This is a genomic window from Sphingomonas sp. DMC8 (genome assembly GCF_056314185.1).
This window is the reverse complement of record NZ_JBQUYV010000010.1, coordinates 50323-71331: the sequence shown is the minus strand read 5'-3', so window position 1 is coordinate 71331 and position 21009 is coordinate 50323. Positions and strand designations below refer to the sequence as shown.

At 66.0% G+C, this 21009-nt stretch carries 18 protein-coding genes; 6 read left to right on the top strand and 12 right to left on the bottom strand.

All coding sequences use genetic code 11. From position 1 onward, the window contains the following. Position 1 precedes the first annotated feature (1 nt). The 4 genes from smc to ACT53K_RS17830 are packed head-to-tail and all read right to left on the bottom strand — an operon-like array spanning position 2 to position 5460. Positions 2-3409 (bottom strand): chromosome segregation protein SMC, encoded by a 3408-nt coding sequence (gene smc, locus ACT53K_RS17845; protein ID WP_476230176.1) that lies wholly within the window; start codon positions 3407-3409, stop codon positions 2-4. 13 nt (positions 3410-3422) lie between these two features. Further along, a complete protein-coding gene (locus ACT53K_RS17840; RefSeq protein ID WP_476230093.1) occupies positions 3423-4190 on the bottom strand; it encodes a thioredoxin domain-containing protein in 768 nt (255 codons plus the stop codon). 24 nt (positions 4191-4214) lie between these two features. Continuing rightward, positions 4215-4913: a DsbA family protein gene (locus tag ACT53K_RS17835; protein WP_476230092.1), complete on the bottom strand. Its 699-nt coding sequence runs from the start codon at positions 4911-4913 to the stop codon at positions 4215-4217. A 13-nt stretch (positions 4914-4926) separates the two neighbouring features. Then, positions 4927-5460, bottom strand: a complete 534-nt coding sequence (locus ACT53K_RS17830; RefSeq protein WP_476230091.1) for a DUF721 domain-containing protein — start codon at positions 5458-5460, stop codon at positions 4927-4929. Between the two features lie 28 nt (positions 5461-5488). On the opposite strand from ACT53K_RS17830, the gene ACT53K_RS17825 reads away from it, so the two are divergent. From ACT53K_RS17825 to nudC, 3 genes are read left to right on the top strand one after another with little or no spacing between them, the layout of a single operon-like run. Beyond that, the gene (locus ACT53K_RS17825) at positions 5489-6556 is read left to right on the top strand and encodes an A/G-specific adenine glycosylase (protein WP_476230090.1); all 1068 of its coding nucleotides are present in this window, start codon (positions 5489-5491) and stop codon (positions 6554-6556) included. After that, positions 6529-7803, top strand: a complete 1275-nt coding sequence (locus ACT53K_RS17820; protein ID WP_476230088.1) for a serine hydrolase domain-containing protein — start codon at positions 6529-6531, stop codon at positions 7801-7803. Before ACT53K_RS17825 ends, ACT53K_RS17820 begins: the two co-directional genes overlap by 28 nt. Continuing rightward, positions 7800-8669: an NAD(+) diphosphatase gene (gene nudC / locus ACT53K_RS17815; protein WP_476230087.1), complete on the top strand. Its 870-nt coding sequence runs from the start codon at positions 7800-7802 to the stop codon at positions 8667-8669. The genes ACT53K_RS17820 and nudC overlap by 4 nt, the downstream gene beginning before the upstream one ends. Positions 8670-8673: 4 nt before the next feature. Here nudC and ACT53K_RS17810 read toward each other — a convergent pair whose 3' ends face one another. After that, positions 8674-9564 carry a prephenate dehydratase gene (locus ACT53K_RS17810; RefSeq protein ID WP_476230085.1) on the bottom strand — a complete coding sequence of 297 codons (891 nt, stop codon included), beginning with the start codon at positions 9562-9564 and terminating at the stop codon, positions 8674-8676. Between the two features lie 100 nt (positions 9565-9664). Here ACT53K_RS17810 and ACT53K_RS17805 point away from each other — a divergent pair, with 100 nt between their 5' ends. Beyond that, entirely contained in the window at positions 9665-10348 is a 684-nt protein-coding gene (locus ACT53K_RS17805) for a c-type cytochrome (RefSeq protein ID WP_476230175.1), read from the top strand. Between the two features lie 378 nt (positions 10349-10726). Here ACT53K_RS17805 and ACT53K_RS17800 read toward each other — a convergent pair whose 3' ends face one another. The 3 genes from ACT53K_RS17800 to ACT53K_RS17790 form a co-directional block, all read right to left on the bottom strand. After that, positions 10727-11602, bottom strand: a complete 876-nt coding sequence (locus ACT53K_RS17800; RefSeq protein WP_476230084.1) for an LOG family protein — start codon at positions 11600-11602, stop codon at positions 10727-10729. Positions 11603-11641: 39 nt separating this feature from the next. Further along, positions 11642-12340 (bottom strand): extensin family protein, encoded by a 699-nt coding sequence (locus tag ACT53K_RS17795; RefSeq protein WP_476230083.1) that lies wholly within the window; start codon positions 12338-12340, stop codon positions 11642-11644. A 92-nt stretch (positions 12341-12432) separates the two neighbouring features. After that, positions 12433-13650 (bottom strand): argininosuccinate synthase, encoded by a 1218-nt coding sequence (locus ACT53K_RS17790; protein ID WP_476230082.1) that lies wholly within the window; start codon positions 13648-13650, stop codon positions 12433-12435. A gap of 320 nt (positions 13651-13970) precedes the next feature. Between ACT53K_RS17790 and ACT53K_RS17785 the strand changes: the two genes are divergently transcribed. Then, positions 13971-17051, top strand: coding sequence for a TonB-dependent receptor (locus ACT53K_RS17785; protein WP_476230080.1), 3081 nt, complete (start codon positions 13971-13973; stop codon positions 17049-17051). Positions 17052-17101: 50 nt separating this feature from the next. Here the strand turns inward: ACT53K_RS17785 and ACT53K_RS17780 are convergent, their stop codons facing one another. The 3 genes from ACT53K_RS17780 to ACT53K_RS17770 all read right to left on the bottom strand — a co-directional run bounded on the left by ACT53K_RS17780 (position 17102) and on the right by ACT53K_RS17770 (position 19888). Continuing rightward, on the bottom strand, positions 17102-18325 hold the full coding sequence (locus ACT53K_RS17780) for a class I SAM-dependent methyltransferase (protein WP_476230079.1): 1224 nt from the start codon (positions 18323-18325) through the stop codon (positions 17102-17104). A 103-nt stretch (positions 18326-18428) separates the two neighbouring features. Continuing rightward, a complete protein-coding gene (locus ACT53K_RS17775) occupies positions 18429-19160 on the bottom strand; it encodes a molybdopterin-dependent oxidoreductase (protein WP_476230077.1) in 732 nt (243 codons plus the stop codon). Beyond that, the gene (locus tag ACT53K_RS17770) at positions 19157-19888 is read right to left on the bottom strand and encodes a cytochrome b/b6 domain-containing protein (RefSeq protein ID WP_476230076.1); all 732 of its coding nucleotides are present in this window, start codon (positions 19886-19888) and stop codon (positions 19157-19159) included. The genes ACT53K_RS17775 and ACT53K_RS17770 overlap by 4 nt, the downstream gene beginning before the upstream one ends. Positions 19889-19985: 97 nt before the next feature. On the opposite strand from ACT53K_RS17770, the gene ACT53K_RS17765 reads away from it, so the two are divergent. Beyond that, on the top strand, positions 19986-20606 hold the full coding sequence (locus ACT53K_RS17765; protein ID WP_476230075.1) for a flavin reductase family protein: 621 nt from the start codon (positions 19986-19988) through the stop codon (positions 20604-20606). Here ACT53K_RS17765 and ACT53K_RS17760 read toward each other — a convergent pair. After that, positions 20593-20976 (bottom strand): lysozyme inhibitor LprI family protein, encoded by a 384-nt coding sequence (locus ACT53K_RS17760; RefSeq protein ID WP_476230173.1) that lies wholly within the window; start codon positions 20974-20976, stop codon positions 20593-20595. The genes ACT53K_RS17765 and ACT53K_RS17760 overlap by 14 nt on opposite strands. Between the last annotated feature and the right edge of the window lie 33 nt (positions 20977-21009).

Genomic DNA, 21009 nt, shown 5'->3' with positions numbered 1-21009 from the left:
CCTATTCGGCGGCCAGCAGACTCTCCGCTCCGCCCAGATCGACCGACACCAGCCGGCTGACCCCGCGTTCGACCATGGTGACGCCGAACAGCCGGTGCATCCGGCTCATCGTCGCGGCATTGTGGGTGACGATCAGGTAGCGCGTCTTCGTCTCGCGCGTCATCCGCTCGAGCAGGTCGCAGAAACGGTCGACATTGGCGTCGTCGAGCGGCGCATCGACTTCGTCGAGCACGCAGATCGGCGATGGCTTGGTCAGGAACAGCGCAAAGATCAGCGCCACGGCGGTCAGTGCCTGCTCGCCGCCCGACAACAGGGTGAGCGATTGCAACTTCTTGCCCGGCGGCTGCGCCATGATTTCCAGCCCAGCTTCCAGCGGATCGTCCGAATCGACCAGCGCCAGATGCGCCTGCCCGCCGTTGAACAGCGTGGTGAACAGCGTGCGGAAATGGCCGTCCACCGCCTCGAAGGCTGCGAGCAGCCGCTGGCGCCCCTCGCGGTTGAGCGTGCCGATCGAGCCGCGCAACTGGTTGACCGCCTGGATCAGTTCGTCGCGTTCCTTCGCGTTGCTGGTAAAGGCGGCTTCCAGCTCGGCGAGTTCGGTCTCGGCGACAAGGTTGACCGGCCCGATCCGCTCGCGCTCGACGTTCAGCTTTTCGTGCGCGGCCGATTCCTCCTGCGGGGAGCGGACGCTCTCCTCGGCAAAGCCGGTCTTCTGGGGGAGAAGCGGCGGCGGGCATTCGAAACGCTCGCCCGAAAGACGGCCCATCTCCACCCGGCGCAGATCCTGATTCTCGGCGCGGGCGGCGGCACCGGCGCGGGTTTCGCGCGCCTCGGCCAGCGCTTCATTGGCGGTCCGCACCGCCGCCTCGGTCGCGCGTACGGCGGCATCGGCATCGCGCTCGGCCGCCTGCGCGGTGAGCGAGGCAATCCGCGCCGATTCCGCCGCGCCCTCTGCCTCGGCGATTTCTGCCGCCAGCTTGGCGGGGCGCCCGGCCAGCGCTTCGGCTTCCTCCGCAAGCTGGGCGGCGCGCTTGTCCATCTCGGCACCGCGCTTTGCCGCATCGCCGGCCCGCGACTTCCAGCTTTTCGCCTCGGCGACAGCGGCGGCCTGGCGTTCGCGTGCCTGGGCGATCTCGCGCTCGAGCGAGGCGCGTTCGGCCCGAGCCGTTGCCACCGCGCTGCGACGGACATCGGCCTCGCGCGACAGGATCGCCACCCGCTCGCGTGTTTCGTTGCCATCGGGAAGCGCCGCCTTGGCCGCCTCCGCCCGCGCCAGCTCGGCCTGCGCCTCGTCCATCTCGGCGGCGACACGCGCGCGGCGGCTTTCCAGATCGGCCCGCTGCGCCTCCAGCCGTTCGAGCTGGCCGGTCGCGCGGTCCTCTGCCCGGGCCGCATCGCGCGCCGCCGTCTCCGCCAGCCCGAGCAGCCGCCGGTTTTCCGCCGCCTTCGCCCGCGCGGCACCGATCGACGTATCGATCCCGCGCAGCGCGGCATCTGCCTTTTCCACGGCCTCCGCCGCCGCCGGCCGCGCTGCCTGCAACGCTGCCAGCCGGTTGAGCCGTTCCAGCCGCTCCGCCGCCGCCGCACCGCCCGAGCGCGCGACATAGCCGTCCCAGCGCCGCAGCGCGCCCGCCAGCGTCACCAGCCTTTGCCCGACTGCGAGCAACTGGCCCTCGTCACGCTCCGCCACCAGCACCTGCGCCAGCCGCCGGGCGAGCGCCTCGGGCGCCTGGACATGGCTCCCCAGCGTCACCGTGCCCGCCACCGCGCCTGGATCGCCCGGCTGTGGCGCCGCCCCGGCCCAATAGCGCGTACCCGCGGCATCGAGCCCCGCTTCGAGATCGTCGCCCAGCGCCGCCGCCAGCGCACGCTCATAGCCCGGATCGGCGCGCACCCGGTCGAGCAGCCGGTCCTTGCCCGAAGGCTGGGTGGCCTTGGCGAGCGCCGCCGCCTCGCTGTCGATCTGCGCCAGTTCGGCATGGGCCGCCGAGCGCGCCGATTGCGCCCGGTCGCGCGAAGCGATCGCGCTGCGCTCCTCCGCCTCGGCCTCGGCCAGACCGGCCCGCGCCGCCTCGATCTGCGCCAGCGCTGTAGTGCGTGCCTCGCCCGCGCGGCGCCGTTCTTCCTGCAGCGGCTCGGCACTACCCAGCGCGCGCAGCTCGCCCTCGATGCGCGCCTGATCGCGCGCCACCCGGTCGATCCGCGTCCGCGCCGCCGCCAGCGCGGCTTCGGCCACGCGCGCCTCGGCCGCCTCGCTCGCCTGCGCCGCCAGCGCCTGGGCCAGCGCCACTTCGGCATCGCGCGCGGCGCTTTCCGCCTCGGCCAGCGCAGCATCGAGCGTCGGCATCCGCGCGCTCGTCTCCGCAATCCGGCGGTCGAGCGCCGCCGCTTCCTCCCCCAGCCGGGCCAGCGCCTCAGCCGCGTCGCGGGCGAGCGCGCCTTCGCGGGCACGGTCTTCCTCCAGCCGGCGTTGCGCCTCGGCGACTTCGCCGATCCGCCGCTCGACGCCGTGCCGCGCACTGCGCAGCGTGGCGAGCCGGTGCTGGGTGTCGCTTGCCCGGTCGCGGAGCTGCAGCGCCTCGGCACGCAGCGTGGCCAGCGCCTCGGCAGCCGCCTGTTGCGCGGCGGCGGCTTCGTCGTGGCGGGCGGTGCGTTCCGCCACCAGCGCCTCGGCAGCGGCGGCCTCCTTGCGGGCGATGTCCGCTGCCTGCGCCGCGTCGCGCCAGCGGGCGAAGATCATCCGCGCCTCGGCGACGCGGATACGGTCAGAGATTTCGCGGTAGCGCTCCGCCTGCCGCGCCTGCCGCCGCAGCGCCGCCGCCCGGTTTTCCTGGTCGCCGATCAGTTCGTCGAGCCGGGTGAGGTTCGCCTCGGTCGCGCGCAGCTTCTGTTCGGCATCGCGGCGGCGGACATGGAGGCCGGCAATCCCCGCCGCTTCCTCCAGCATCGCGCGGCGCTCGCCCGGCTTGGCGGCGATGATCGCGCCGATCCGCCCCTGGCTGACCAGAGCCGGCGAATGCGCGCCGGTCGCGGCATCGGCAAAGGCGAGCGCCACGTCCTTCGCGCGCACATCGCGGCCGTTGAGGCGATAGGCGGAACCGGCGCCGCGCTCGATACGGCGGACGATTTCCAGCTCGTCGTCCTGCCCGTCCATATCGGCGAGGACCGAGACTTCGGCAAAATCGCGGGCCGGGCGCGTGGCGGTGCCGGCGAAGATCACATCGTCCATGCCCGATCCGCGCATCGACTTGGCGCTGGTTTCGCCCATCACCCAGCGCAGCGCTTCGAGCAGGTTGGATTTGCCGCAGCCATTGGGGCCGACGATGCCCGTCAGCCCCGGCTCGATGCGCAAGTCGGCCGGGTCGACGAAGCTCTTGAAGCCGGTCAGCCGCAGCCGCTTGATCTGCATCGCAGTGGCGGCGTTACCGCGCGCCGGCCTGCTGGAGCAGCGGTTCCAGCCGCTCCCAGCGATCGGCATCGTTTTTCACGCCGTTGATGAAGAAGCTCGGCGTGCTGTTCACGCCGTACACGCTGCCGCCATCGCTATAGACCTTGGCGATTTCCTCGATCTTCTTCTGGTCGGTAAGGCAGGCGCGCGCCTGCGCTTCGGTCAGCCCGCGCTGCTTCATGAAATCGACCATGCCCAGCGCATCGGCAAAGGCGACTGCGGCCTGCGGCGCGGTCATCTGCTGGACCTGCTGCATGAAGTCGGGGCGATTCTTCACCAGATTCTCGGTGCGGTCGAGCACCACCGGCTGGTTGGCGAAGAACTGGTCCATCACCACGAAGAAGCTCTCGGTCGGCACGCACTGGTTGAGCAGTGCGGCGGCGAGGTCGGGGGCGCCGTGGATCAGGAAGTCGCGGAATTCATACGAGACCTTGCCGGTCTTGATGTACTTCTCGCGCAGCGGCTCAACACCGGTCGCGGCAAAGGCGCCGCAGGCCGGGCAGTTGCGCGAGCCATATTCGACCAGCTTGATCGGCGCATTGGGATTGCCCTGGCGATAGCCGCCATCCTTGGTCTTTTCGACCACGTCGGTCCATTGCTTGCCGGCCGGCGGCGCCACCGCGGCAACGGGCGCGGCCGACTGGACGGGCGCGCTGCCATTGGCGGCGCCGTTGCCGGCAGTGTCGGCGGGCTTGCAGGCAACCAGCGCGACTGCGGGAATCAGGGCCAGGGCTAGACGCATCGAAAATATCTCCAGTTTATCGGCTCACGCGCCGGCGGCACGCAGTTCGGGGATCAGATATTGCCAGGTGACCGCACGCACCTTGCGGCCGTTGACGAAGAAGGAGGGGGTGCCGTTCACGTCCGTCCGGTTTGCGGCGTCGGCATTGGTCTTGGCAATGCGTTCGATCAAGGGCTTGCTCGCCAGGCACTGCCGCGCCTGCGCCTCGGGCAGCCCCTGCGCCTTGACGAAGTCGATCATGCCCAGCCCCTCGGCAAAGCGGGCCGCCATCTGCTCGGGCGGCAGCTTCTGCCAGGCCTCGAGCTTGTCGGTGCCGTTCTTTTCCAGCGCGATCAGCCGCGCTGCGAACGCCGGCTGGTTCGCATAGATCGCGTCGAGCAGCGGAAAGAAACGCTGCGGCCCGACGCACTGGTTGAGCAGCGCCAGCGCAAAGTCAGGCGGGCCATGCACCAGAAAGTCGCGATATTCGTAGCTGACACGCCCGGTGGCGATATAGTCGCGGCGCAGCGGCGCCACCCCGTCCTGCGCAAACATGTAGCAGGTGGGGCAGGTGCGCGAGCCATATTCGACCAGCTTGACCGGCGCGTTGGGGTTGCCCTGGCGGAAGCCGCCTTCGGGCGTGATCGCCACCACCGCGAGCCAGTTGGTCGCGGCCGGGCGCGGTGCGGGCGTCGCGCTGACAAGAAGCGGCAGCAGGGCAAGGGAAAGAAGGAAGCGCAGCATCTGTTTCCTGCGGTCAGTCGATGCGGCCGAAGCCGGGTTGCTCGTCGCTGGCGGCAACGCCGGCGGCAAGCGATTCGAGCACGGCGCGCAGCTCCGGATCGGCGATGCCGCGCAGGCTTTCGCCCATCGCCGGCGACAGCGGCTTCAGGCTGGGCGGCGGCGCCGGCTTTTCGGCGCGGCGGACTTCGCCGTGCCGGATGGCGAGGCGAGCGACGGCGGGATAGCCGAAGAAGCGGTTCACCCGCTCGATAATCTCGGGCGAGACATGCTGCATCATCGGCGCAAAGGCACCCGAGACGAGCAGCGAGAGCACGCCTTCCTCACGCTTGCCGCGCGGAAAGCGAATCGATTCGGGCATCGAGACGCGGGCATAGCGTTCGCCGACAATCTCAGCCCAGCGGCTGACCACAGCGTGCTGGACGAAGCCGAACTTGCGGAATGCCGCGCCGCCCACTTCGGGCAGCAGCTCGGAAACCGCACGGGGGCGGTTGGCGCGCTGCGGCTCGGGGCGCGGCTGGCGGGTCGTGGCACGAGGGGGCTTCGTCATTACCGCCTTCCCATGCCATAGGCGGGGCGTGCCCGACAACGCCTCTCGCGCAATCGCGCCCCTGCTCCTCGCCTGGTACGATGCCCATGCCCGGGCACTGCCCTGGCGCGCGCCGCCCGGCAGCAACGCCACCGATCCCTATCGGGTGTGGTTGTCGGAGGTGATGCTGCAACAGACGCAGGTCGCCACCGTCATTCCCTATTTCGAGAAATTCACGGCCCGCTGGCCCGATTTCGCGAGGCTGGCGTCCGCCGAGGATGCCGATCTGATGGCCGCCTGGGCGGGGCTTGGCTATTATGCCCGCGCCCGCAACCTGCTCGCCTGCGCCCGCGAAGTCGCCCGACGCGGCGCGCTGCCCGATACCGAGGAAGGGCTGCGCGAACTGCCCGGCATCGGCGCCTATACCGCCGCCGCCATTGCCGCGATCGCGTTCGGGCGGCGGGCGGTGGTGGTCGATGCCAATGTCGAGCGAGTCGTGACCCGGCTGTTCGCGCTCGAGCAGCCGCTCCCTGCCGCACGACCGGCGATCCGCGACCTTACCGACAGCATTACCCCCGATGCCCGCGCCGGCGACTTTGCCCAGGCGATGATGGATCTGGGCAGCATGGTCTGCACCGCGCGCAGCCCGCAATGCCTGCTCTGCCCGCTGGCCGGGCATTGCGCGGCACGCGCCGCGGGGCAGGCCGAACGCTATCCCCTGAAAGCGGCCAAGGCCCCCAAGCCGCAGCGCCACGGCACGATGTTCTGGCTGGAGCGGGACGGCGCGGTCCTGCTCGTCCGCCGGCCCGACAAGGGGCTGCTGGGGGGCATGCGCGCGCTGCCCACCGGCCCCTGGGCCGATACGCCGCCCGGGCTGGTGGATGCCCCCGTACGCGCCGGCTGGCGCATGCTGCCGGACCAGGTGCGACACGGCTTCACCCATTTCGATCTCGACATCGCGCTTGCCGCCGCTCCGCTGCCGGGCCATGCAGCGCCACCACAAGGCGAATGGTGGCCGATAGCCGAACTTGAGTCGGCGGGCTTGCCGACGGTATTCGCCAAGGCGGCCAACGCGATACGGAGACTGCGATGCGAGGAAAGCTGGCTTTCGGACTGATCGGCGCAGCGGCGCTGCTCCATGCACCCCTGGCATCGGCACAGGTGGCCGCGCAAAGCCAGGTCCGCACACTCGCCCAGCGCACCGTCGCCGAACACACGGTCCCCGGTATCGTCGTCACCTATGCCAAGGGCAACGGGCCGCTCAACGTGGTTACCGAAGGCCGCCTCGCCGACGAACCGACTGCCGCGCCGGTGACAATCGACAGCCTGTGGCGCGTCTATTCGATGACCAAGCCGATCACCGGCATCGCCGCGATGATCCTGATCGAGGAAGGCAAGCTGAAGCTCGACGAGCCGATCAGCGACTTCATTCCTGCGTTCAAGGAGATGAAGGTGCTGGTCGATCCGATGAAGGATCTGACCAGCCGGCCGGCCACGCACCCGATCACCGTGCGCAACCTGCTCACCCACACCGCCGGCCTTGGCTACAACATCATCACCAAGGGGCCGCTGCTCGACGAATATAACCGGCTGGGCATCAACCCGGCGCAGGTGAGCGATTCGTTCGAGGCATCGGCGCGGCCGGTACGCCCGGCGACGCTCGAGGAATTTGCCAACCGCACTGCCACCCTGCCGCTGATCGCCGAGCCCGGCACGAAGTTCAGCTATTCGATCAGCCTCGACGTGCTGGGCCGGGTGATCGAGGTGGCGAGCGGCATGCCGTTCGATACCTTCGTCAACACCCGTATCCTCCAGCCGCTCAAGATGACCTCCAGCTACTGGACGGTGCCGACGAGCGAAGCGGGCCGGCTCGCGACCGATTATGCGCTGGTCGGCGGCAATCGCCTGCCGATCGATCCGGGCGCCACCTCGGCCTGGCTGAAAAAGCCCAGCTTCCCCTATGGCGGCGCCGGGCTGGCCATGTCAGCGCGCGATTACGACCGGTTCCTCCACATGCTCCAGAATGGCGGCACGCTCGACGGCGTGCGCATCCTGAAGCCGGAGACCGCAGCACTGGCGATGTCGGACCTGCTGCCGCCGGGTGTCGACAAGACGCTGCTGGCGATCATGGCGCGCGACACCGGCGTGCCGATGGGCTTCGGCGCTGGCGGTTCGGTGTTTCTTGCCGATCAGCCGAACGGCGCGGCCAAGGGCACTTTCGGCTGGTCGGGTGCCGCCGGCACCTTCGGCTGGGTCGATCCGAAGAACCAGGTGCGCGCAACGATGATGGTCAATGTCCTCCTCGCCGAACTGGGCCTGAAGGTGCCGGTGCGCGCCGCCGTCTACGCCGATCTCGCGCGGTGATCGCGCCCGGCTTTACCGGCGGCACGCTCGACCGTGCCGACCCGGTTCGTCACACGGCCGAGCGGCTGGAGGCCGCGCTGGCCGATCCCCGCGCGCGGCTGTTGCTGCTCGAGGGGCTCGATCCGCAGCTGGATGCGGAGGGCCGGCTGGTCTGGGCCGACCTTGCCAGTGCGGCCACGCCGCTGCTGTTCCTCGGCTATGACGAAGGCGCGCCGCGCTTCGTCGCCACCCTGCCGCCGGGCGTGCAGGCCCCGGCAGGGCGCAGCCCGGCCCTGTTTGCGGTGCTGGATACGATCCGCCCGGCCGATGCCGCCCATTATGCCGCCGCGCGCAGCCTGATCGACTGGCATGCCCGCGCCGGCTTCTGCGCGCGCTGCGGCCACGGAACCGACATCATCCGCGCCGGCTGGGGGCGGCTCTGCCCGAATTGCGGCGCCGAGCATTTTCCGCGCGTCGAGCCGGTCGTCATCATGCTTGCCGAATATCAGGGCCGGGTACTGCTCGGCCGCCAGCCGGCCTGGCCGGCGGGGCGCTATTCGGCGCTGGCCGGCTTCCTGGAGGTCGGCGAATCGATCGAAGATGCCGTCCGCCGCGAAACTTTCGAGGAAGCGGGCGTGCGCGTGGGCGCGGTGCGCTATGTCGCCAGCCAGCCCTGGCCCTTCCCGTCCTCGCTGATGATCGCGTGCATCGGCACCGCCGAGGATGACGCGATCACCCTCGACACCCACGAACTGGAAGATGCCGGCTGGTACGACCGCGAGGCAGTGCGGCTGGCGCTGGCCCGCGACCCTGCCGCACCGTTCCTTGCCCCGCCGCGCTACGCCATCGCCCACAGCCTGCTGCAGGCCTGGCTCGACGGCGCCTGACGCTTCAGGGCCGCGGCCGCGCCTGCGGATAGGTGCCAAGCACGCGCATCGACTTGCAATGAAAATGCAGTTCCTCGAGCGCCCGTGCGACTGCGGGGTCTTCGGGGCTGCCGACAATATCGCAATAGAATTCGGTGGCGGCAAAGCTGGCGCCGCGCTGGTAGCTTTCCAGCTTGGTCATATTGACGCCGTTGGTCGCAAAGCCGCCCAGCGCCTTGTACAGCGCGGCCGGGATGTTCTTCACCTCGAAAACGAAGGTGGTGATGAACGGTCCCGGCCCGGTGGCCGCCGGCGCGGCGCGGGCGAGCACGACGAAGCGCGTCATGTTGTGCGCGGCATCGGCAAGGCCGGTCGCCAGCAGATCAAGCCCGTAGAGTTCCGCCGCCGGCGGCGGCGCCAGCGCGGCAATCGCCGGATCGCCGATCTCCGCCACCATCGCGGCGGCCCCCGCCGTATCGGGATAGGCGACCGGGTTGATGCCGTGCGCCTTCAGCCAGTGGCGGCACTGGCCCAGCGCCTGCGGATGGCTCATCGCCTCGCGCACACCTTCGATCGGGCCCTTGCCCATCAGGCCATAGCGAATCGGCAGAAAATGTTCGCCGGTGATCACCAGCCCCGATTCGGGCAGCAGAAAATGGATATCGGCGACGCGGCCGTGCAAAGAATTTTCGATTGGAATCATCGCGCGATGGGCGCGACCTTCCTTGACCGACTCGATGGCGTCTTCGAACGAAAAACAGGGCAGTGGAAAACAATCCGGGAAAGCCTCTAGTGCCGCGACATGCGAATTGGCGCCCGGCGCGCCCTGAAACGCTACGGAAAGCTCAGGTTTTTGCGCGGCGGCGGCAATCATGCGCGCCACGATCGGTCGGGCGGGGGCTGCGAAATTCTCCATACGGCGCGGGCGCTAACCGCAGCGGGGCGGCGCCGCAAGTGCGCTTGCCTTCCGGCGCGACGCAGTTCTAAAGGAACAAGGAAATTGGCAGGGGCGGATGATGGACAATCGGTTCAATACAATCGCTGGTTGGGCACTGGCTGGTGGCATAGCGGCACTTGGCCTTTCGATCGCCAGCGGAATGCTGTTCCATTCCGAAAAGCCGGAAAAGCCCGGCTATGTCGTCCAGGCCGACGAAGCGGCCGGCGGCGCCGGTGGCGCGGGCGCGGTAGAGCCGCTGGCCGTGCGCCTTGCCAAGGGCGACGTCGCAAAGGGCGAAGCCGGCTTCAAGCAGTGCGCCTCGTGCCACACGATCAACCAGGGCGGCGCCAACGGCATCGGCCCGAACCTCTATGCCACGCTGGGCGAACCGATCGGCCAGGGCAAGGGCGGCTTCGCCTTCTCCGATGCGCTGAAGGGCGTCGGCGGCAGCTGGGATCTCGACAAGATGGATGCGTGGCTGACCAGCCCGCGCAAGTTCGCCCCCGGCACCAAGATGACCTTTGCCGGCATCGCCGATCCGCAGGTGCGCGCGAACGTGATCCTGTATCTCAACAAGCAGGGCTCCAACCTGCCGCTGCCGGCGGCCCCTGCCCCCGGCGCCGCGCCGGACAATGCCAGCGCCCAGGGCGGCAACGCCGTCGAAGGCGCCGATGTCTCGACCAATGTCAGCCAGGCCACGCCGGGCGCCGGCACCCCGGCCAAGAGCAACCAGCCGCAGATCCAGGCTGAAAAGAAGCGCTGATTTTTTCAGAGGCTTACGGCCTGACCAGGCGCAGGTTCTGTTCGCTTCGCTTCCCGACTAGTGGATTCCCCTCCCTGCTCGCAGGGAGGGGTTAGGGGTGGGTCCGCCGCCGCAAGGCGGCGGGACTGGCTGGCCAAAAGCAGTTGCGTCTCCGAAGCGCGCAGACGCGCGCACCCGCTCCCTGCCCCTCCCTTTCAGGGAGGGGAGTCGCAAGGCCCACGTCGCCCCCGCGCCGCCCGGCCTTGCAAACGGCGCAACGATCCCCATTTGTTCCGTCGCCGCGCACCACGGCACGCTCTTTGAACCTTTCGGTCAAGCCCGTCCGCAGGATAGCAAAAAATGCGTCCGGGCCTAAACTTCCTAAACTTCGTAGGACGCTCAGCGCCCCGAAGCTTCCTTGTTCCGCCAGAAATCCTGCACGATTTCCCAGCCTTCTTCCGCGGTTTCGCAAAAGTGGAACAGCTTCAGGTCGCGCGGCGAGATCACGCCTTCCTCGCACAGCGCCTCGAAATTGACGACGCGGTTCCAGAACTCCTTGCCGTAGAACAGCACCGGAATCGGATCGATCTTGCCGGTCTGGATCAGCGTGAGCAGCTCGAAGCTTTCGTCGAACGTGCCGAAGCCGCCCGGGAACACTGCCACCGCGCGGGCGTGCAGCAGGAAGTGCATCTTGCGCAGCGCGAAATAGTGGAACTGCATCGACAGGCCGGGGGTAACATAGGGGTTCGGCGCCTGTTCGTGCGGCAGCACGATGTTGAGGCCCACCGTTTCCGCGCCCACGTCGCGCGCACCGCGATTGGCGGCTTCCATGATCGACGGGCCGCCGCCCGAGGTGACGACGAAATGCTTCTTCCCCGCCGCATCGAGCGGGAAATTGCTGGCGATCTGGCCCAGCCGGCGCGCCACGTCATAATATTTGGCCTTGGCGACCAGCCGCTCGGCGATCCGCTTCTGCTCCTCGGTCTCGGCGAGCGCGAGAACGGCCTCGGCCTTGGCCGGCTCCGGAATTCGCGCCGAGCCATAGATCACGAAGGTCGAGGCGATATTCGCCTCGTCGAGCAGCAATTGCGGCTTCAGCAGTTCGAGCTGGAAGCGCACCGGCCGCAGATCCTCGCGCAACAGGAAATCCATGTCCTGGAAGGCGAGCCGGTAGGCGGGGTGTTCGGTCTGCGGCGTGCCGCTGGCGGTATTGGCGGTCTCCGCCTCCTGCTGGGCAGGACGGAAGACGCGCGACGGGACTCGGGTGTCGCTCATCCCCGCCCGCTTAGGCCCGATTGCGCCCTTTGCAAAGGGTCAGGCGCAGAACGGCCCGCGCCCCATGTCGAGGTGGAAATGGTCGCGATGTGCGTAATTGTAATTGGGGCTCAGCACCGTCTGGAAGCGCTTGCAGGCCGAAGCATGAATCGTGTCGAGGAAACGCCGCACCGCCGGATCGCTGGTCCGCCAGTCGTTGAGGATGGTAATCCGCCGTCCGTCGGCCAGCACAAAGCCCGAGACGTCCACGGCATTGGCGCGGCCATGTTCGGACAGTTTGTTCGCCGATTGCGGATTGCCGACAATGCCGCGGCAAACATAGGTGCCGAACGTCTCGATCTTCACCACGTCGCTGCCGAGAAACTGGTGCGCGGCGGGCACGACCGCAAACCGCACCCAGTTCGTGAAGCTGCGGGCGAGGCCGCAGCGCATCGCCTTCAGCCCGGTGACGGGGATGCCGATGTCGAGCAACTGCACCGTGCCGAGCAGCATGCAGCCGCTGCCATAGTCCTTGTCCGGCAACGGGCGAAACACGACCTGCGCGCGGGTAAGGTCGGTATAGCATTGCTGCGTGTCGCGTAGCGTCGGCCCGTTCAGCGTGATCGGGCCGCCGGGCCGCTCGCGAATGGGGGCGGGGTGCTGCTGACGCCCGCCACCGCCGCTGCCGAAGACACAGGCGCCGAGCAACAGCGGCGCAACCAGAACCAGAAACCGCGTACCGGGCATGGCCAGCGGCATATCAACTTTACCCGCGCGATGCTGCCCCCAAATATCGCCGCCGCAACCCGGCCCGTCCCGATCGTAACCGGGACGGACCGGAATCGCGCGGATCAGCGGTCGCGGCGGCCGAGCAGGCGCAGGCGCAGCGCCTGCAGCTTGATGAAGCCGGCGGCGTCGCGCTGGTCGTACGCGCCCTGATCGTCCTCGAACGTCACGACCTTTTCGCTGTACAGGCTGTCGGGCGACTGGCGGCCGATCACATGCACGCCGCCCTTGTACAGCTTCAGCCGGACGGTGCCGTTCACCTTGGCCTGGCTGTGGTCGATCGCCGCCTGCAGCATCTCGCGCTCGGGGCTGAACCAGAAGCCGTTATAGATCAGCTCGGCATAGCGCGGCATCAGTTCGTCCTTCAGATGCGCCGCACCCCGGTCGAGCGTGAGCTGCTCGATGGCGCGGTGCGCGGCGTGCAGGATCGTGCCGCCCGGCGTCTCGTACATGCCGCGGCTCTTCATGCCGACGAAGCGGTTCTCGACCAGGTCGAGCCGGCCGATGCCGTGCGCGCGGCCCAGTTCGTTGAGCGCGGTGAGCAGCGCCGCCGGCGACAGCGGATTGCCGTCGATCGCCACCGCATCGCCCTTCTCGAAGTGAATCGTCATCACATGCGGCGTGTCGGGCGCGTCTTCCGGGTTCACCGTGCGCGAGAAGACGTAGTCGGGCACTTCCTCCCAGGGATCCTCGAGCACCTTGCCCTCGGACGAGGTGTGCAGCAGGTTCGCGTCGGTCGAGAAGGGCGCCTCGCCGCGCTTGTCCTTGCTCACCGGAATCTGGTGCTGCTCGGCGAATTCGATCAGCCTGGTACGGCTGGTCAGATCCCATTCGCGCCACGGCGCGATCACCTTGATGTCGGGGGCCAGCGCATAATAGCCGAGCTCGAAGCGGACTTGGTCGTTGCCCTTGCCCGTGGCGCCATGGCTGACCGCGTCGGCGCCGACTTGTCTGGCGATCTCGATCTGGCGCTTGGCGATCAGCGGCCGCGCGATCGACGTGCCGAGCAGGTACAGCCCCTCATATTGCGCATTGGCGCGCATCATCGGGAACACGAAGTCGCGGACGAATTCCTCGCGCAGATCGTCGATGAAGATGTGCTCGGGCTTCACGCCGGCCATCTCCGCCTTCTTGCGCGCCGGCTCCAGCTCCTCGCCCTGGCCCAGATCGGCGGTGAAGGTCACGACCTCGCACTGATAGGTCTGCTGCAGCCATTTCAGGATCACGCTCGTGTCCAGCCCGCCCGAATAGGCGAGGACGACGCGATTGATCTTATCCGACATGGGGCAGCGACTCCGGCAAGAATGGGAACGCGCGCCCTGTAGGGCCCGTGCGCCCGGCGCGCAACTCCGGACCCGCCGCGCCGCTGTCTCGGGGAAATTGGCGAGACTCGCCGAAGGAGAGCGAAGCATCGCAAGTGGCTTAAATCAGACAAATAGCATCTGTATCGCTGGAGTAGCACGCCAATACACACGCGAAGCAATTGATTTTCATATATATTATACGTTTGACAGCACCATAAATATATTATCTGGTATACGATACTCGGGGCGAAGAGGGATGCAAGACGCGCTCCGAGCGGGAAGAAAAAGGGGAATTTCCAATGAAAATCTCGCGACTGCGGTGCTCCCGCAGCCTCCTTCGTGCGTCCGTTGCAACCGCAACATTGACACTGCTATCAGCGGCCCCGCTTACGGTCGCGCACGCGCAGGGCTATTCGACGATCCGTGCAACCGGCCGCGTTGTCGACGCCGAAGGAAAGCCCATTGCGGGCGCCACCATTTCCGCCAAGTCCGAAGGCCAGGGCTTCACCCGTACCGCGACGACCAGCAGCGATGGCAGCTACAGCCTGCCCGAGCTGCCGTCGGGGTCCTACAGCTTCACCATCACGGCCTCCGGCTTTCCCACCTATGAGGAAAACAGCATTCGGCTGGGTGCCGACAGCGCCGGGAACACCTTCACCCTCACCGCTGAGGGGAGCAACGAAGTGGTGGTGCAGGGTAAGCGCGTGGCGACAGTCGATTTCGACCGCACGACCACTGGTCTCGTGCTTGATGTCGCTGAAGTAGGCCAGCGCGTACCGATCGCTCGAAACATCCAGTCGGTCATCCAGCTCGCACCGGGCGCCAATGCCGGCTCGAGCGCCTTTTCCGGCCTGAGTTCGATCAATGGCGGCGCCGTCTCGGAAAACGCCTTCTTTGTCAATGGGCTCAACATCACAGACTTCCGCAAGGGCCTTAGCCCTGTCGATGTGCCCTATGACTTCTACCAGACAGTCGAAACCAAGACGGGCGGTTATGCCGCCGAGTTCGGACGTTCCACAGGCGGCTTCATCAACGCCACCACCAAATCGGGCAGCAACGATTTCCATGGATCCATGTTGTTTACCTGGAATCCGAACGAGTTGCTGTCAAAGACTAAGGATACGATCTACAGTGACAATGTGAATGGGTCTTCCGAATCCAAGTCCTTTGTGGCCACCTTGTCCGGACCGATCTGGAAGGATCACCTGTTCTTCTTCGGCCTTTATCAGTCGCGCGACAACAGCAGTGTCAGCGCCGGAACCGAATACAACTTGACAACGAAGACGAAGCAGGGAACCTCGCGCTCCTTCTATCATTCGGGAACCCCCTTCTACGGCGGGAAGATCGACGCCTACATCAACGACCAGAACCATTTTGAGTTTACGTACTTCAATACGTCCCAAAATCCTACGACCAACTATTATGGTAGCACCTCGACGGTGCGATATGATCGAGTCCGTAATATCGATGGCCCGTACACGGGCAGCGTATATAGCAACTATGGCGGTGAGAATTATGTCGGCCGCTACACGAGCGTTATCAGCAGCTGGCTGACCTTCTCCGCTGCCTATGGTCGTGGCGAAAACAACAACAACTATCGCAGCGTCAACGCGGATTCTAAGATCGTTCCCGGCGTTACCGATGCGCGCAACAATCCGTCGGTTTCTTTGACCAACGCCGGCGGCGGCGTGGGGATCAACCACGATATACGCAAATTCTATCGGGCGGACGTCGATGTCTATGCCAACTTCCTTGGCAAGCATCACATCAAATTCGGCTATGACCGTGAGGAACTTTCTTCCGAGAACAAGCAACTCGGTTCCGGCCTAGGTTACAGCTATGTCATCTACCGCGCGAAGCAAGGCGATCAGTTCGGTTTGCCAGTCGGTACCGATTATGTGCGCCAGACCTATTATTCGAACATCGGCAGTTTCACGTCTCGTAATGAAGCCTTCTATGTCGAAGACGCTTGGTCGCTGTTCAACGGGCGCCTGAATCTAAGCCTAGGTCTGCGCGATGACCGGTTCCTGAATAACAATTCTGCCGGTCAGAAATTCTACGAGTCTGGCGATCAGTGGGGCCCCCGCCTGGGCTTCACGTTCGATCCGTTCGGGAACCGCACCGACAAGATTTATGGCAGCTTCTCGCGCATGTTCCTGCCGGTAGCCTCGAACACCAACATCCGCCTGACCGGTGGCGAAACCTATTACACCCGCACCAACCTGCTGGGTGGGATCGGTCCCGACGGGGTTCCCACCCTCGGCGCGCCGGTACTGTATTCGGGCGCGTCGGCTTGCCCGGATGACAAGGTCGTCAACTGCGACGTCACGGGCAGGGGCTTGCCCATCCCGGTGGATTCGGCGGTCGCCAAGAATCTGAAGCCACAGTCCGAAGACGAGTTCATCCTCGGCTATGAAAAGCGGATCAACCGCTGGCGTTTGGGCGTTTATGGCACCTACACGCGCCTGAACGAAGTGCTGGAAGACTCCGCGATCGACGGCGCGGTCAATAAATATTGCACCGCCAACGGTATCACCGGCTGCGACCAGATCTGGACTGGCTTCACGCAATACGTGCTGAACAATCCGGGTCAGCCGATCACCGTCCAGCTCGCCGCCCCGATCAACGGCGAAGCCAATCCGCGCACGGTGACGTTAACTCCATCGCAGCTCGGCTATCCTCGTGCGACACGTACCTACAAGGCGATCACCTTCGAAGTGGGTCGCGAATTCGACGGCAAGTTCGAGATCAATGCCTCCTATGTATTATCCTGGACCAAGGGCAATTACGAAGGCGGCGTGAAGACGGACAACGGGCAGTCGGATACTGGCCTCACGGAGGACTTCGACCAGCCGGGTCTGACCTACGGGACCTATGGTTATTCGCCGAACGACCGCCGCAACGTGTTCAAGCTGTGGGGGTCTTACGCACCGACCAAGTCCATCACCCTGGGCTTCAACTTCTCGGCCACCTCGCCGCGGCATTATGGCTGCATCGGCATGGTGCCGTCGTCGGTCGATCCTTATGCACGTGCCTATGGGGCGGCGGGCATGTATTGCCGCGTCCTGTCGAACGGGCAGATCGACACCGATCCGACGATCCCTGCAAGCCAGGCGCCGATCAAGCTGGTACCTCGTGGATCGGTCTTCACCAATGACTGGGTGTTCGGCAACGATCTGACGGTCGCGTGGAAGACAAAGGTTGGCCGGTCGGAATTCGGGCTCAACCTCACGGTCTTCAACGCACTGAATCTGCACGCGAAGACCGACTTCAACGAATATGGTACGGACGGAAACGGGGTCGCCAGCCCCTATTATCACACGGTCACCGGCTATCAGGGCGCGCGTTCTGCTCGCCTGCAGGCCCGTATGTCCTTCTAAAAATCCCTCGCTCCGGTGGTCGCCTCCAACAGGAAGCGGCCGCCGGCTTTTTATTGCCGGAGCGCCACCTCGGCCTCGAGCATATAGTCCCGCGTGATCGGGAGCTCCGTGCGCGAGCGGGAGAGTTGGAGCTGGTAGTTGACCAGCCCGCCGTTCAGGAAACTGACGCAGGAACCCGCCAGATAATAGGTCCACATGCGGTAGAAGCGCTCGTCGTACAGCGCGACGATCGCATCATGCGCGGCGACCGTTCGGTCGTACCAGGCCTTCAGCGTATGGCCGTAATGCAGGCGCAGTACCTCCACATCGGTCAGGAAGAAGCGCATGCCTTCATAGCCTTGGGCGATTTCCGACAATGCCGGGATATAGCCGCCCGGAAAGATATATTTGAGCGTGAACGCATCGGTGATGCCCGGCGCACCGGCGCGACCGATAGTGTGGAGCAGCATCACCCCCTCGGGCGTCATCAGCTCGCGGCATTTGGCGAAGAAGGTGCGATATTGCGGCGTGCCGACATGTTCGAACATGCCGACCGAGACGATCCTGTCGAACTGGCCGGTCAGCGCGCGATAGTCAATCAGCTCGAACTTCACCTTGTCGGCGACGCCCGCCGCGTCGGCGCGCTCGCGGGCGATCTTCAGCTGCTCTTCGGACAGCGTGATGCCCAGCACCTCGGCGCCGGTCTTCTGGTGGATATAGAGCGCCATGCCGCCCCAGCCGCAGCCGATGTCGAGCACGCGCATGCCCGGCCGGATCGCCAGCTTGGCGACGATATGCGCCTTTTTGTCGAGCTGCGCCTGCTCCAAGCTGTTCGCCGGATCGGTGTAATAGGCGCAGCTATATTGGCGGTCGGCATCGAGGAACAAGTCGTAGAGGCGCGCCGACAAGTCATAATGATGGGCGACGTTGCGCTTCGCCTTGCGCGCCATGTTGTAGCGGCCGATCCAGTGCGCGACCTTTGCGGTGGCGGCGCTGAGCGGCGAGGGGGTCAGGATCGCATCGCTCTGTTCCCACCGGTTGTTGGCGGTCGCCAGCGTCAACAGGTCGAGAATGTCGCCCCGCTCGAAATTGAGCAGCCCGTCCATATAGGATTCGGCGGCACCCAGCGCCGGGTCGCGTACAATGCGCCCCTCGGCGCCTTTTTCCAGCCGCATCGTGACGGGGTTCAGGTCCGGGTCGGGAGCCCCGAAATTGCGCGAGGAGCCGTCGGGACGAAGCAGCGTAAGTTCGCCGCGCCGGATAGCGCGGGCAAGAAAACGATCGATCAAGGCCATGGCGATCCCGTACCCGGCGTTTGTTGCAGTCATTCCCGTAGCGGGTTTCCGGAAATCACAAAATGCCCCGCACCCGAAATGGTTCCGGGGTCGGAACGGTCATTCAGATGCCGGCATACCATTCGTAGCCGTGCCAATCCTCCCAATAGCCGCCCTGTCCCCGCCCGATCGGCGCCAGCGAAGCGACCGCCTCGATCCGCATCAGATATTTGGCCTGCTTGTAGCCGAGCTGGCGCTCGGCGCGCAGGCGAAGTGGCGCGCCATGCCCGACATCGAGCGGCGCGTCGTTCAGCGCCCATGCGAGCAGCGTCTGGGGATGGAATGCGTCGACCAGATCGATCGATTCATAATAATTGCCCGAGCCGTAGCGATCGGCGCAGTGGAACACGATGTATAGGGCGCCCGGGCTGATACCCGCCGCATTCAGGATCGTGCCGAGCTGCGGCCCCTGCCATTTGCCGATCGCGCTCCAGCCTTCGACACAGTCATGGCGGGTAATCTGCGCGCGCTGCGGCATCGCCTGCAGCTGCGCCAGGCTGAGCCGCAGCGGCTGGCGCACCATGCCACCGACTTCCAGCCGCCATTCAGCAAAGCGGCCGGCGACCAGCGCGTTGTAATCTGGCGTGTTCGGATTGTGGGTGCCATTGACGCGGAAAATCGGGCTGCGCTGTTCGGGCCGGAATTCGGTGGCGAGCGCGCCCCGGCCGATCGAGCGTTGCAGGAAGCGGTGGGCTTCGTCGGCAGACATCAGCACCGGACTGTCCGTCCAGCGATCGCAGCCGGCGAGCAATGCGGCCCCGCCGGTGACGAGCAGATTGCGTCGGGTCAGGATCATGCCGTTTCCTCCGCGTCGTCGGGCAGGCGCCACCAACCTGTTATCATCGAGCGCACTTCATTGATCGGCCCCGCCAGCAGCACCAGCGTCAGGTGCACCAGCAGAAACCCGACGATCAGCGCCATGCAGAGGAAATGCACCGAGCGCGCCGATTGCCGCCCGCCGAAGATTGCGGTGAGCCAAGGCCAGGCGGCGTCCATGCCCGGCGACAGGGCCAGGCCCGACAGGATCACGGCGGGCAGCAGCACGAACAGCGTGCCGGCATAGGCAAGCTTCTGAAAGATATTGTAGGCGCGCGGATTCGCAGCATCATGGAACCGCAGCGCCAGATGCGCCTTCACATCCTCCCAAAGGTGGCGCGGTCCCAGCTCACGCGCGCGGATGCGCAGGTCGCGCGCGATATGGCCATTTATCAGGCTCCAGAGCAGGTAAATGAGCAGTCCGAACGCCAGCACCAGTGCGAAAAACAAGTGCCAGTGCCGCGCTCCCGACAGGCTGTAGGTGGACGGCAGCGTTGCCCAGCCGGGAAAACGCGGCAGGGTAAGCCAGGCATGATCGAAATTCGCGCCATATTGCCCCCAATAGAGGTGCGGATGCGCGTTGAAGATCATCAGCCCGCTGCCGATCATCACGATGATCGTCACGGCGTTCAGCCAGTGCCAGATGCGGGTTATGAGCCGGTGGCGATAGATGCTGCGCGTTCGCGCCGGTGCCGCTGCGTCGGCCATTACGCTCCCCTTCCGCTAGCCTTGCGGATGATAGGCTATTCGCTGGCGGAACGATATTGGTTTCACCACGTCTGAATTTTTCCCTGGTGGAGCCGCCATGACCGCCGACTTCCATTTCTACGAACCAGCTGCCGGCCATGGCCTGGCGCATGATCCGCTCAACGCCATTGTCGGCCCGCGCCCGATCGGCTGGATCAGTACCATGTCTGCCAGCGGCGTGCGCAATCTGGCGCCGTACAGCTTTTTCAACCTGTTCAATTATCGCCCGCCGATCCTGGGCTTCGCCTCGATCGGGTGGAAGGACAGCGTCGCCAATATCGCCGAGACGCGCGAATTCGTCTGGAACCTCGCGACCCGCCCCCAGGCAGAGGCGATGAACGCCAGCGCGGCGATGGTAGGGCCGGAGGTCGACGAGTTCACGCTCGCCGGACTCGAAGCGCTGCCCTCGCGCACGGTGCGACCCGATCGGGTTGCTGGCAGCCCGGCGCAGTTCGAATGCCGGCTCACCCAGCTGGTGCGGCTGGAAAGCAAGGAAGGCACCCCGCTCGACACCTGGCTGGTGCTGGGCGAGGCGACCGGCATCCACATCGATAAGGCGATGTTGGAAGACGGCACGTACCAGACCGCCCGTGCCCGCCCGATCCTGCGCGGCGGCGGACCGGCTGATTATTTCGAAATCGGCGAAGACGCGCTGTTCCGGATGTTCAGGCCGCGCTGAACCTCGGTTCCGGCAGATCCGGCGGCGTAGAGTCCATATAGCCGAGCCAGGTCTTCCACAGCCAATGCGTGCGTTCGTGCGTCAGGTCGATGCGGCACCCGATGGACATGGTGCCGCGGATCGTGCCGCCCTGCCAGTTGGTATAAACGGCGTCACACTCCGCATTGCGATAGGCGAGCCAGCGCGTCTGCGCGAGGTCGAGCGCCTTCACCACGTCGGCGCCCCCTTCCGCAGCGCGCTTCCGGGCCGCAGCGAAATAGCGGTCCATTTCGGCATTCGCCACCTTGCCGATTGCCGCGAGGCATGCGTTCATTTCGATCGTGGTGCGCGCATCGGGGCAGCGTTCCCCCGCAGGCGCAGCAAGTGCGATCAGAACAGCAAACAGCGCGCGATTTCTCCGTCT